13 protein-coding genes are annotated in these 13,410 nt (G+C 48.1%); 11 read left to right on the plus strand and 2 right to left on the minus strand.

Annotation, left to right across the window (positions count from 1 at the left end; translation table 11 throughout):
• Positions 1-80: 80 nt before the first annotated feature.
• Entirely contained in the window at positions 81-2,414 is a 2,334-nt protein-coding gene (locus tag QP794_RS23305) for a ribonucleoside-diphosphate reductase subunit alpha (RefSeq protein ID WP_285079106.1), read from the minus strand.
• A 759-nt stretch (positions 2,415-3,173) separates the two neighbouring features.
• Here QP794_RS23305 and QP794_RS23310 point away from each other — a divergent pair.
• The 7 genes from QP794_RS23310 (at position 3,174) to QP794_RS23340 (ending at position 8,380) form a co-directional block, all read left to right on the plus strand.
• Complete coding sequence (locus QP794_RS23310) at positions 3,174-3,500, plus strand: MTH1187 family thiamine-binding protein (protein WP_285079107.1); 327 nt, start codon at positions 3,174-3,176, stop codon at positions 3,498-3,500.
• A gap of 218 nt (positions 3,501-3,718) precedes the next feature.
• A complete protein-coding gene (locus QP794_RS23315) occupies positions 3,719-3,841 on the plus strand; it encodes a YjcZ family sporulation protein (protein ID WP_285079108.1) in 123 nt (40 codons plus the stop codon).
• Between the two features lie 43 nt (positions 3,842-3,884).
• Positions 3,885-3,995, plus strand: coding sequence for a YjcZ family sporulation protein (locus QP794_RS23320; RefSeq protein WP_218671907.1), 111 nt, complete (start codon positions 3,885-3,887; stop codon positions 3,993-3,995).
• Positions 3,996-4,161: 166 nt separating this feature from the next.
• Positions 4,162-4,467, plus strand: a complete 306-nt coding sequence (locus QP794_RS33365; RefSeq protein WP_435874183.1) for a hypothetical protein — start codon at positions 4,162-4,164, stop codon at positions 4,465-4,467.
• Positions 4,468-5,042: 575 nt separating this feature from the next.
• A complete protein-coding gene (locus tag QP794_RS23330) occupies positions 5,043-5,639 on the plus strand; it encodes an RNA polymerase sigma factor (protein ID WP_285079109.1) in 597 nt (198 codons plus the stop codon).
• Positions 5,636-6,616: an anti-sigma factor domain-containing protein gene (locus QP794_RS23335; protein ID WP_285079110.1), complete on the plus strand. Its 981-nt coding sequence runs from the start codon at positions 5,636-5,638 to the stop codon at positions 6,614-6,616. Before QP794_RS23330 ends, QP794_RS23335 begins: the two co-directional genes overlap by 4 nt.
• 240 nt (positions 6,617-6,856) lie before the next feature.
• Positions 6,857-8,380: an HD domain-containing phosphohydrolase gene (locus QP794_RS23340; protein ID WP_285079111.1), complete on the plus strand. Its 1,524-nt coding sequence runs from the start codon at positions 6,857-6,859 to the stop codon at positions 8,378-8,380.
• On the opposite strand, the gene QP794_RS23345 is transcribed toward QP794_RS23340, so the two are convergent.
• Positions 8,373-9,026: a phosphatase PAP2 family protein gene (locus tag QP794_RS23345; protein ID WP_285079112.1), complete on the minus strand. Its 654-nt coding sequence runs from the start codon at positions 9,024-9,026 to the stop codon at positions 8,373-8,375. The two genes, QP794_RS23340 and QP794_RS23345, sit on opposite strands and share 8 nt — an antisense overlap.
• A gap of 232 nt (positions 9,027-9,258) precedes the next feature.
• Here QP794_RS23345 and QP794_RS23350 point away from each other — a divergent pair, with 232 nt between their 5' ends.
• From QP794_RS23350 to QP794_RS23365, 4 genes are all read left to right on the plus strand, one after another.
• Entirely contained in the window at positions 9,259-10,674 is a 1,416-nt protein-coding gene (locus QP794_RS23350) for a sensor histidine kinase (protein WP_285079113.1), read from the plus strand.
• A 154-nt stretch (positions 10,675-10,828) separates the two neighbouring features.
• Positions 10,829-12,040 carry an MFS transporter gene (locus tag QP794_RS23355; RefSeq protein ID WP_285079114.1) on the plus strand — a complete coding sequence of 404 codons (1,212 nt, stop codon included), beginning with the start codon at positions 10,829-10,831 and terminating at the stop codon, positions 12,038-12,040.
• 20 nt (positions 12,041-12,060) lie between these two features.
• A complete protein-coding gene (locus QP794_RS23360; protein ID WP_285079115.1) occupies positions 12,061-12,741 on the plus strand; it encodes an oxidoreductase in 681 nt (226 codons plus the stop codon).
• Positions 12,742-12,894: 153 nt separating this feature from the next.
• Positions 12,895-13,269, plus strand: coding sequence for a RidA family protein (locus tag QP794_RS23365; protein WP_024632179.1), 375 nt, complete (start codon positions 12,895-12,897; stop codon positions 13,267-13,269).
• Positions 13,270-13,410: the final 141 nt, after the last annotated feature.

Genomic DNA, 13,410 nt, shown 5'->3' on the forward strand with positions numbered 1-13,410 from the left:
GGCAACGCCATTTTGCATTCAAAACAGGATGCCCTGGTAGTCATCGTAGATCTAGTGAGCTTTCAGCATCACGATAAACATTAGCTTGCGCAAGAATCGCATTCTTCAATAGTCAATGCCCGACTGCGGACATAATAAGTTGATTTGATGCCGGCTCTCCAGGCGTGCAGGTGCAGTTCCAGGAATTCCGTTGCTTTGATATCCGGACGAACATACAGATTGAAACTTTGACCCTGATCGACGTGGCGTTGACGGGCAGCCGCCATATTGATGGAAGCATGTTGATCCACCATGAACGCTGTTTTGTAGTACCAGATCGTTTTTTCGGACAGGTCAGGTGCCGGGTTGGCAATCTTGTATGTCGTTTTCTCTTCATAGGACAACAGTTCGTAAAGCGGATCAATGCTGGCTGTTGAACCGGCAATGATGGACGTTGAACCATTTGGTGCAATGGCGAACAACCAGGCGTTACGTACACCATTTTGCTGTACTTGGGATTGCAGTTCTTTCCATTGTTCAGTTGTAACGAATTCGCCTACGCGCTCACCTGACGTGTAATCCCGTTGGTCGAAGTATTTGCCTGTTTGCCAATCGGAACCTTGGAATTTCGGATAATGTCCTTTTTCCTTGGACAGCTCCATGCTGGCTTTCACGAGCAGATAGTTAATTTTTTCATACAGATTATCGTTATATGTGACTGCTTCTTCCGATTCCCAACGAATGCCTTCGAGAGCAAGCAGGTGATGGAGTCCGAATGTTCCCAGACCAACCGCACGGTATTGACTGTTGGTGTATTGGGCTTGCAGCACTTCAATGTTGTTGATGTCGATTACGTTGTCCAGCATACGAACCTGAATCGGTACCAGACGCTCCAATACATTATGAGGCACGGCACGTGCCAAGTGAATGGAGTTCAGGTTGCAGACTACGAAATCGCCCGGCACTTTGGAAATCACGATGCGGGTTTGTCCATCTTTGGTTACGAGCTCTTCCTTTTCAACTACCGTTGCAGATTGGTTCTGCATGATTTCGGTACAAAGGTTGGAGGAATACACCATGCCGTGTGCACTGTTCGGGTTCGAACGGTTGACGGTATCCCGGTAGAACATGTAAGGCGTACCCGTTTCCAGTTGGGATTTCATGACACGTTTCATGATGTCAATCGCCTGAACCGTGATCCGGGACAGCAGCGGGTGGTTCACCGCTTCCTCATATTTCTGACGGAACGCGCCTTCGCCTACGGACTCATCATAGAAATCTTCCAGTCCGAGCGGACGACCGTTCTCGTCTTTCCAGCCCATCACTTTTTTCGTTTCATGCGGGCAGAACAGGCTCCATTCGCCGCGGCTGGCTACTCGCTCCATGAACAGGTCAGGCAGGCAAATGCCGTGGAATACGTCATGCGCACGCATCCGCTCGTCACCATTGTTCAGCTTCAGATCGAGGAAGGCCAAGATGTCTTTGTGGAAAACGTCCAGATAAACGGCGATCGCACCTTTACGTGTTCCAAGCTGGTCTACGCTGACCGCAGTATTATTTAGTTGGCGAATCCAAGGGATTACGCCAGAGCTTGTATTTTTGTGACCCCGGATGTCCGAACCGCGAGCTCTGACTTTACCGAGGTAAACGCCGATGCCGCCGCCCATTTTGCTGAGACGCGCTACATCAGTGTTGGAATCGAAGATGCCCTCAAGGGAATCATCCACGGTATCAATGAAGCAGCTGGAGAGTTGTCCGGCCACTTTTTTGCCCGCATTGGACATCGTAGGTGTAGCTGCTGTCATGTACATGTTGCTCATTGCCCAGTAAGCTTCCTTAACGAGATCCATACGTCTCTCCGCAGGCTCCTGGTGCATCAGGTACATCGCGATAACCATGTAACGCTCTTGAGGCAATTCCATGACTTTTCCGTCAAAATCGTGAGCAAGGTAACGTTCTGCCAGTGTGAGCAAGCCGATGTAGTCGAACAATAGATCGTTGCGGTAGTCGATGCATTCAGCAAGTTCGTCGATCTGCTCTTTGGTGTAACATTCCAGCAGTTCTTCGCGGTAGATACCTTTCTTCACAAGATCTACAAGAAGCGGGTGGAAAGCGCCGTAAGGCTCTTCCGGGTAAGATTTGTATCTGCGGTTGGTGGCCGCTTTCTTGTAAAGGGAAGTCAGAAGGGAGCGTGCCGCTGCAAATTTCCAGTTAGGCTCTTCCTTCGTTACCAGTTCCAGTGCGCTCATCATAAAAGCGTTGCTGATCTCGTCTCCGGTAACTTCGTCACGACGGAGCTTGCTGTTTACCCCGCGTACCAGACGTTCCTTGTCCAGCATGTCCAGTCCTTCCAGAATACGATCTGCATATACCGAGATGCGCATATCATCAAAGGCAAGCTGGCGGTTGTTCGGCTTGGTCACAACTTGTGGCATGAATATTCCTCGCTTTCGCATGTTTAAGAGATAAATTGGAGAAATTCTTTATATAAAGAATTGAGTGTCTTCTTACGGTGAGATAAAGATATAAGCTGCATATTGCGGACTGAGCGGCGGTAATAGGACGTCTTGCCATCTTGCGACATCGGAGCAGCACGCAGAACATGGTCACATAAAAAGCATTCCCTCTGCCTAGTGGCTGAAAATGCCCTTAGATGCCCTGAGTTCCTTGCTGTCTTTAATGATCTGAAAAAGACAGAAAAGGGTGCTTATGTAATCTTTTGTCTATCGCTGACGCACCTTTAATTTGAGGATACCGGTGCAGTCCAAATAGCCCCGTTAACCTCCGAGTCAAGTCTGTTTCGAGAAAGCGATTTACACCTACAGGGACGTGCCTTTGGAGGTGGTTTCATCCTGTTTTTCGCGAGATTTCAGAAGATGACTAATAGAAGTGGGGTAATTCAATTTCACTACATTTTGTTGCTGTTATCATACTGTAACCCAACATATAGTGTTTGTAAACAGGGTTAACACAGTGAAACGTAATTCCGAGTATACCATTTAAGCCGGGATTCCGCAAAGGAAAAGGACTGGAAGATTTGAAGATTTATCAAAAAAAATTTTTGGCCAAATCGGATGACGTTTTCACGTCAGTTTGAATTGTGGCTCCTTCAACTGGTAGAATAAAAACAGGCAGAAATCGACTAAAAATGAGTGGCACCGGTAACTTACGGGGTCCAGAGGAGGCGGAGTAAAATGGCAATAGCAGAGGTGACCGTAATTCCAATTGGCACCGGGACGACCAGCTTGAGCAGTTATGTGGCGGACATGCAGAAAGTATTGGAAAATCAGCGGGGCATTACATATCATTTGACCTCCATGAGTACCATTATCGAAGGTCCGCTCGATGAGGTCTTTACAGCGATTGCGGCTTTGCACGAAGCTCCATTCCTATCGGGAGCTCAGCGAGTCTCCACCTCCGTCAAGATTGACGATCGTCGGGACAAACCGGATGCCTCCAGTGTGCAGAAGCTGCAATCTGTTCAAGACAAACTGGCCTCCCGTCAGGCACGGCCAAACTGAGGGAAGGAAGTCTTTATCAGTAATAGAAGTGCAATCGTTTTATCTAACATACTGTAAGTCTCCGTTGGGGGCTTGCAGTTTTTTGGCATTCCATCTGTATAAAGAGAAAGACAGTGTTCCGTCTTCAGGGTGAACCTGCCCAATTTTAATCATAGCCCGATCTACTGCATGATTTTTGCATATAGTGAACTGTACCTCAAATAAAAGGAGGGTTTTCAATGAGTGGAGCTGTTGGAGGAGTAGGAGTAGGCTACGGTGTTGGTGGCGCATGGACATCGACTGGTGCCATTTTGGTTCTCTTCATTTTGTTGGTTATCATTTCTAAAGCATTCCTGATCTAATAGACTTTTTGGACCCTAATACTTTAGTAAAGGAGGGTTTCCTATGAGCGAAGTCGGAGGCGTAGGATGTGGATACGGCGGCTGGACATCAACTGGTGCAATCTTGGTTCTGTTCATTCTTCTCGTTATCATCACTAAATCTTTCTGGGTATAATAGGTTTGAACTCCGCCAGGTAACTGGCGGGGTTTTTTTTAACTTGAGGACAAGCCTACATGAATAGTAGAACGCCCATTTTGTCAAAGTAGGGCCATAGCCCGGTCCAGAGGTAGGGCGAATACATAGCTTAGGGGTGTAGGCAAATGTTAAGGAGGAATGAACAATGAGCGAAGTAAAACCGAATTCACCGAACGGACAGGGACACGTATACGGGTACATGGGAGGCTATGAGCACATGCAAGGCTACATGGGGCATGAAATGCATGGATACGGGTATGGTTACGGAACAATGCCAATGGGGTATGGCTACGGATACGCTCATAATGCTAATCATGCTCCAATGCTGCATGGGTGTCATCAGGGTTGTGGAACCTCTTATGGGCATGCCGGGGGAAGCTGGGGATCCATGGGTACCATTCTCGTACTGTTCATCCTGCTGGTCATTATCTCCAAAACGATGTTTATCTAAATCGTGCAGCAGCAACATAATCAGGGAGTTGATCCATACAACTCCGAGGAAAGGCGCCGAGATTGTATCGGCGCCTTTTGCCTGTTCAGGTCATTTTTATCAAAAATGGACATGGAAAAACACCCGGAACCCAATTCCGGGTGCTTTGTGTATGTTTTCAATCTTCTCAAGAATAAGTGACATCCAAAACAACAAAAGCCCTACCTCTCTTTTGTCCTTGCGGCTCCGATGACCGCGCCAGTGTGAATGGGAACATCTTGTGAAACTCTGTAATACCGGGTTATTGTGATTCAGGTTCTTCAATCTTCATAGGTTAATGTGCATGTTCGCTGCGGTCGCAGCATGAAGAAAATATTCCGGGGTTTAAAGAAGACAGAAAATCATATGAGGTTGTTTAATTACCAACTCTAATAGTATACCACAGGCTGTAATTTTTTGCAATAAAAAGGAAGGTTGAAGCTTTTTTTGAAAACAATTGCGAAAACATTTCAGATTTTTTCTTCAATAAGGTAATCCTCTTCAAATGATTCTGCGTAAGTTATAATAGGAGGGATGACACGGAAAGGGGCCCTCGCATGACTGAATCTATAGAGGACAGCAGGTTAATGCGGCAGATAGCGGAACGAGATGCTTCCGCACTGGAGCTTTTATATGTCCGCTATGAGCGGGCGGTGTATTCTTTTGCTTATCGGATCGTTGGTGATCCAATGACCGCAGAAGAGACCGTTCAGGAATTATTCCTGCGCGTTTGGAACAATGCTGAACGATATGAGGCCTCACAGGGGAAGCTGACCACATGGATGTTTGCCATTACGCGCAACATTGCAGTGGACATGCTGAGGCGAAAATCCAAAAGCGCAGCTACGAGCTCAGTGGAGAACGAAACACTGGCGGCATTTGCCGATGAACATACAAATACTGAAGAAGAAATAGAGCGGAAATGGGAAGGTGTCCGAATCAAAGAGGCCTTGTCCCAGTTGAATGGTGACCAGCAACAGGTCATTGAATCGATCTATTATGCGGGCTTAACACAACAGGAAGTGTCCAGCAGATTCGGGATTCCGCTGGGTACAGTAAAGAGCCGTGTCAGGCTTGCGATGCGACAGCTTCAGAAGCTGCTCGCCGATGCTGAAATGCATTCGGACGCGGGAAGGGAGGGCATACATCCATGATAGAACGACATGAGGAATGGTCTGATCTGGCACCGGTGTATGTGCTGGGAGGACTCGAAGCGGAGGAAGTGGCAGCATTTGAAGCGCATTTGGCCCAATGCGAGTCTTGTCGCCAGGAGGTGAGGGAATTGCAGGAAGTAACTGGCTTCCTGCCACTCGCGGCGGAACCTGTTGCCCCGCCGCCTGGCATGCGAGCACGTGTGCTGGGCAACGTGCTCGGACACGCGCAGGAGAGCGCCGGAACGAAGCCGGCGGCTGCTCCTGCGGAGCCTGAAGCACCGGTGGTGCTTCAGGCGGATCTTGCGCCGCAGCAAGAAGCGGCGCAGCCCGGGCAAGGCTTGCCGCCGGAGACGGCGGTGCCTGCAGCCCGGGCAGAAGAGGCTGCACAGGCACAGCCGTGGCAGCCTCAAGGGCGCGCGCGAGCGCGCAGCAGCCGCGCCTGGCGCATAGCGAGCGCAGCCCTCGCGGCAGCGGCGCTCGTGCTCGGCATCTACGCCGGGCAGCTGCAAAGCCAGATCGATTCGCTGAAGCAGCAAGCTTCAGGCTCATCGGCTGTGCAAGAGCAGCTTGCTCAGGCACAGGCACAGAATGCGCAGCTACAAGAGCAGCTTGCTTCATCTCTGCAGCCCGCGCAAGGAATGCAGACAGGCGAAGCCGTCAAGCTTAGCCCGGCGACACAGGATATTGTGGCCCAAGGATTGGCTACCATCGTCATTGACAGCAAAGGCACCCACCTGGTCGTCCAGGCAGAGAACTTGCCTACTCTGGAAGGGAACGAGGCGTTTCAGGTTTGGCTGATCAAGGGCGACACTCCTCAGAATGCAGGGACTTTCCTGAGCCATAATGGAACGGGAGCGGTATATTATACTCTAGACTCAGCCAACGACTACGACACGGTCGCGATTACGCTTGAACCGGATGCGATGGGTGATGAGCCGCGGGGTACAATGATTCTGGCTGCCAAGATTAAAGGATAAAAAATGTTTTCTATTTCAGGCTGTTCCCTACGGGAGCAGTCTTTTTTATGTGGTTGCATGAGTATATATAAATTACCTAAACGTTTTATAGTTCATTCAATACGGAGGTTTTCCATTCGCGAAATGAATTAATTTTTTCAGTCCGAGTAACCGATAACAAATAGGAGACTGTACCCTTAAATCTCCCTCTGTCATTATCAATGGGGAGAACTGGTTACACCTAGAGAGTGAGGGGTTGGGGTGGAAGTATACCGTTCATTTATCTTTCGTCTGATACGAAATTATCTTTTCGGTTCAATGGCGGCTGTTTTTGTGGTAGGTACAGTGGTTATGGTGTCTACCTTACAAATACCGAACATTCAATTTGTACGCCTCATTATCATTGTGGTGATTTCACTGTTGTTCATGCTTGTTGCTGAATTGATTACACTATGGGCACAACTTGGCCCCATTCGGCAATTCTTTGCCGCCGAGCATCATGAAAAGGCTGAATTGACAAAAATGTATGAGACCATTCACCGTTTTCCGGGACAAACCATCTATCGTATTTTGGGTCCGCATATGCTAGGATTTTCACTCCCGGCAGCCGGATTGACGTTATGGATGATCTCCACAGGATGGTTGGATTTTCCGTACGGATATGTCGCAGTTGCAGCTGCGTGTGCCTTATTAATCGCTGTGATGCATGCCCTGATTGAATATTTTCTGACCGTTCGGACGGTGAGACCGCTGCTGCTGGAAGTTCGCCGCCAAGGCAAAGAGCAGCATGGCATGGAGCCATCTCTCGGAGGACGTGTTCTGGTGTCCATTCAGCGTAAATTTCAGCTGAGTACAGCGCTGATCGGTCTATTCCCATTATTTCTGTTCTTCCTGGCTACATCAATCCGTCTTCAGTATATGGATAGCGAGTTTGCGAAAGAGTATATTCTGTGGGCAGTTCTTATCGTTGTGCTGGGCGGGGGCTTTGCCCTTGTAGGTAGCTGGCTGCTGATACGGGATGTTCGTGGTCCGGTTGCGGAGCTAACGGAGGAGATGAATCGGATTCAGGAGGGAGACCTCGGCAGAAGAACCCCCGATCTGTACGCGGATGAATTTTCAACGCTCATCTCCGGATTCAATATGATGATTAATCGGCTTGAGATGAGACAGGAACGCAATCGGCAGTTGCTGCAAAGTTATTTTTCCACCTTGGCGGCTGCGTTGGACGCAAGGGATAAATATACCGCCGGTCATTCCATGCGGGTGGCAGAGTACTCCATTATGATCGGCAAGCTGAGCGGCATGAATGAAGAACAAGCAGATCTGTTATACAAATCAGCGCTGCTGCATGATATTGGGAAAATCGGCATACCCGATGAAGTGTTATTGAAAGATGGGAAACTCACCGATGAGGAATTCGCCATCATTCGCACACATCCCGTTCTTGGAGAGAGTATTTTGTTACAGATTGAACCGATTGATGCCATGGCAGACTTCCTGCCGGGTGTAAGGTCCCATCATGAAAGATATGATGGCAAAGGGTATCCTGATGGCATCGCAGGTAAAAAAATTCCGCTGTTTGGCCGTATCATTGCCGTGGCTGATGCTTTTGATGCGATGACGTCTGATCGTCCATACCGGAATGGGATGAGCCATGAGAAAGCGCTATCTATTTTGGAAGAAGGAAAAGGGACCCAGTGGGATCCCTATTTTGCAACTTTGTTTATTGATGAGTGGAGGCGGCAGCAGCATCTCCAGAAATCATCGGAGCGAGGGGTCAGCTGATCCCCTCGGTCCACTTCGATTCTTTTCTGCGGCGACGGTGCAGTGAAAGCCCGGTGATAATTGTGAAAATGCATTCACCCAGAATGACCGCACCCAGGGCGTCATAGATTACATGTTGTTTGATCATTAAGGTGGATAGTATAATCAGAGCTGCCCCGGCAGCAACAAACACCTTAACGTGTTTGCGGATGCTCTGAACGGAAAGAACAGCACGCATAACCAGATAAGAATGAAGGGCATGAATACTTGGAAAACAATTATATGGACGATCCTGACCGTAGAGCCATCCCAGAACAGATGCACCAAGACCTGTACCTGTTAAATCGGGACGGGGCACCATGGTCTGGAAATTAAAATAGATCAGGTAACAGATCCAGACACAGATATTCATGGATAGCAGGACGCGATAATAAGTGAGCCGATCCTTGGCGCATAAATAAGCCAACACCCCGAAGACAAACGGATACCAGCCCAGATAAGGAATGGACATTGAAGGTACATAAGGGATAATCCGGTCCAGTGGGGAATACAGCACAGAGAAACCGCGTTCCGGACTATTCAGAATATCATACAACATTCCCAAGACAGCCAAGGAAAGCATCAAGCTTAACGACAGCCAGTAGGATTTACTTTTTAACACGTGCACAACACCGTTTCTCCTTTCATCCATGTTCGCAAGGAACTGGATCACAGCAAATAAAATCGAACAACAATATATTTTACTACGTTCAGCGCACAAATTGAATCCTGATTTGTGTATTTTTGTGCATTTTTTTGACGACGAAGGAATGTCGAAGGTTGAACGGGCATGATATGATAGATGTATATACGGACTACAGGTTTTCTGTCAATGAATACACGACAACAGGAGTGAGTGAATGCAATTTTCAAAAATGTTCGTATTAAATATGGGGATGCTAATTACCATTGCTTACCTTGCCAGTGTGTTCTATAAATACATCGTAATACGTGCTTCATCAAGGGTGAAACAGATCAGTTCGTTGTTTGTGTTCATTTTTGCAGGCTGGATCAGCACTGTATTTGGATTTCAGCTTAATGATGAAGTGGTCTTCGACCTTCGTTTCGTTCCGTTAATTGTTGCCGTTTTGACCTATAGACAACCCTATAGCGTTATTATCGTAGGGGTTGGAATTGGGCTGACCCGGTTAACCTTTGGTATCAACGATGCTACGGTGGCTGCACTTATTAATATGTCGATTCTGGGCGTGGTGTGTGCAGGGCTGAATATATGGATGAGACGCAGTGACTACAGGCTGATCGTTAAAGGTGTCATCGTCACCTTGATTGTAAATGTGGTCAATAGTGTGAACATTGCTATCGTTGGCGTTATCCCAGCTGCATATTTTTTCTCGCATATTATGCCGTATACCCTTCCTGTGGGTATTTTGCTTAGTCTTCTTTTTGCTTTTATTTTGCGCGATTTCCAGAATGAGCAGAACCGGATTTTGCTTATTCAAAGCACGAACCGATTATTGTCTGTACAGAAAGAAGAACTGCAAAAGGCCCAGATTGTGCTGGAAGACCGTGCCAAGCAGTTGATGATTGCTTCGCAGTACAAATCGGAATTTTTGGCAAATATGTCGCATGAACTGCGAACACCGCTGAACAGTGTCATTAACTTCGCCCAGATGATCAGCGAGAACGGTGATACGATGGAGCAAGAGGATATCACACGTTTTGCTGCAATGATTGAAGATTCTGGTCAGGAATTGCTTGCGTTAATCAATGACATTCTCGATCTGTCCAAAGTGGAAGCGGGCAGACTGGATATCATTTTGGAGGATATCAGTGTTGCACAACTTACGGAAGATGTCATGAATCACTTCCAGCTGGTTGCCGAGAAAAAGGGAGTAGAGCTGCGGCTGGAGAAGAAGCCAGGGCTGCCAGAAACCATCTGGTCGGATCCCCAGCGGGTCCAGCAGATTTTGCGTAATCTGTTGTCCAATGCCATCAAGTTTACACATCAGGGGCAGGTCACACTCACCGTGAGCACCAAGCAAATCAAGAAGTCAGGCTTTCTGAGTCAATGGATTGTTTTCTCGGTGCAAGATACGGGAATTGGCATTGCTAAAGATAAACATCAATCCATTTTTGAGGCATTCCAACAGGCTGACGGGTCCATTAGCCGCAAATTTGGGGGGACAGGACTCGGCCTGTCTATCAGTCGGGATTTGGCGAGATTACTGGACGGGTCGATCGAACTTGAAAGCGCTGAGGGCAAGGGAAGTACCTTCTACCTCAATCTCCCGTTGAACCGTGAAAAAATGAGTTGACAACCTTCACGCTGTGAGTAGAATTTGGGGTGACAACTAGCATCGACCGGCACTTGAAACCCGGTCTAAGGAGTGTATCCCCATACAGAAGACGGTCAACGTTAACCCTCCTCCGTTTGCAGGCAAACCACGGCGCAAGGGTTCGACACAACGCATGAATTTATCTATTGCAACATGGGAGGGTGTACCGGCAATTATTTTGCAGACGCTGCTGGGAGGCCCATTTTTAACCGGATTTCTGCTGTACCTTGGGGCCGGGTCAAGACATATTGGCTTTGTGCTCGCCATTACGACTTTTGTTAATATCGCCCAGATTGGAGCGGCTTACTGGATGCAGCGTATTCGGAGCCGCAAACGTATGCTTATATTGTTTGTGGGGATACATCGCATCCTGTGGAGTTCGACGGGACTGATTCCCTTCCTGTTTCCCAAGGAATGGTGGGTAGGTATTTATATTGGTGTGTATACGGTTGCATTCATAGCCAATACGATTGGTGGTATGATCTGGACCTCGTTGATTGGCGACATCGTTCCTGCCAAAGTAAGAGGGCGTTATTTCGGAATTCGAAACACGATTCTGAATGCACTTGGAAGCGTATGCTTATTTTCGGGAGGTATCGTTCTGGACCGTTTTCCCGGGGAAATGGGCTTCTTACTCTTGTTTATTCCTGTGTGGATTTGCGCTATCGCCAATACGGTAATTTATTTCTTTTATCCGGATGTACCATTTGAACGTTCAACTGAAAAGGTTTTCTGGCGCATGTTCAAGAAGCCGTTTCAGGATCCTTCCTTTCTGAAGGCTGCACTGTTCCTCGCGGCCTGGTTACTGATCCAGACGTTGATCGTTCCGCTATTTTCCTACGTGATGCTTGACCTGCTTAACATTAATTATCAAACGGTATCCATCATCACCGTGGTCCAGACGCTTGTAATGATGGCCGGATTCTATATCTGGGGCAATCTGAACGCGAGATTCAGCAACAAAACCTTATTATTTTGGACATTACCGATCATTGCACTCTCCTGTCTGTCCTGGGGATTGATGTCGTTTATGCCTGTTTTGATAGCGCTTTTTTTATCTCATATCTTTCTCGGCATTGGTGTTGGAGGGTTCAACCAGCTTGCCTTCAACTTTACAATCGGAGATACACCGAAAAGCGAAAGACCAATGTTTGTTGCCGTTTATTCGGCTCTGACCGGAGTAACCTCGTTTCTTGGACCGCTGATTGGTGGCTGGTTGTATGAGAGAATGGAAACCTGGCCGGACGCCTTGACCTGGGTTTCCGCCTATGGATTCCAAGTGGGTGTTGGGGCAGCGATGCTGGTCCTGACGTTTACACTTGGGCGTCGTGTGCTTCTGAAATAGAGATATGTGGAGGGATGCACTTGGAAAATCACGAACGGCAAGCCCTTGTAATTGGAGCCACTGGGCTTGTGGGTGGGCTGCTCGTACGCAGCTTGCTTCAGAATCCGGCTTATGGCCGGGTTTGTGTAATGGTCAGACGCCCGCTCGAATGGGAACATCCAAAGCTGGAGCAGCATGTTGTGGACTGGGAACGACTTGAGGAGCAAAAGGATCTGTTTCGCGATGTTGATGACTTATATTGTTGCTTGGGCACAACGATTAAAAAAGCCGGCAGTCAGGAAAACTTCCGCCAAGTGGATTTTCACTATCCCGTAAAAGCTGCCAAACTTGCCAAAGAGCACGGTGTATCCCAGATGCTCGTCATTTCTTCCATGGGGGCCGATGCCGGGTCACGTGTATTTTATAGTCGGACAAAGGGAGAGGTGGAGGAGGCGTTATCGGCTATCGGTTTCCGTTCACTGCATATCTTCCGTCCGTCGTTAATCCTCGGAGATCGCAAAGAAAAACGGTTGGGTGAGCAGTTGGCAGCTCATGTCATGACATTTCTGGATCGCTGGATGAAAGGCAGAGTGGATAAATACCGGGCAATCCAGGCCTCCACCATAGCCCGGGCCATGATGAACATTGCACTTGTCCAAACCAAGGGAAAACATGTGTATTCTAATGACGTTATCCATGTACTTGGGTTGGATGAGTCCTGAGATGTTCATGGTTTCTCCTATAGGAATGAGTGCTTCGGATAGACATTTCTTTTCGTGCCTGGGGTTGGATCGTGGTATAATAAGCTTCAAAAATGAGTTCGAGGCTTGTCTCCTCTCGGCGGCAGGACAGCGAACATGAAGGAGAACTCGTCCATGAAAAAACCAATCTCTACCGATCAGGCGCCAGGCGCCATTGGTCCATACAGCCAGGCTGTTGAAGCAGGCGATTTCATCTATACTTCCGGTCAGCTTGGTTTGAACCCGCAAACGGGAGAATTCGGTGCCGATGTACAGGAGCAGACTCGTTTGTCCCTGAGCAACGTGAAGGCTATTCTCGAAGCAGCAGGCACGAGTATGGACAAAGTCGTGAAAACGACTGTTTTCCTGAAAGACATGAATGATTTTGTTCCGGTGAATGAAGTGTACAGCACGTTCTTCGAACAGCCCTATCCGGCACGCAGCGCGGTTGAAGTTGCCCGTCTGCCGAAGGATGCTCTTGTAGAGATCGAGGTCATTGCCCTCAAATAGGGGAGACTGACATTCGCCAAGCAAGGAAAAATTACATAAAAAGCCGATTTTGGTCACAGTTCACTGGTCTTACCCCTGTCAAGTAGACAGATGAAAAAAGCTATGCTGCCAGTGCGCATCGATATTCAATCGGTGCGCGCT

This window comes from Paenibacillus sp. UMB7766-LJ446 (genome assembly GCF_030226665.1).
Classification (GTDB): Bacteria; Bacillota; Bacilli; order Paenibacillales; family Paenibacillaceae; genus Paenibacillus; species Paenibacillus vandeheii.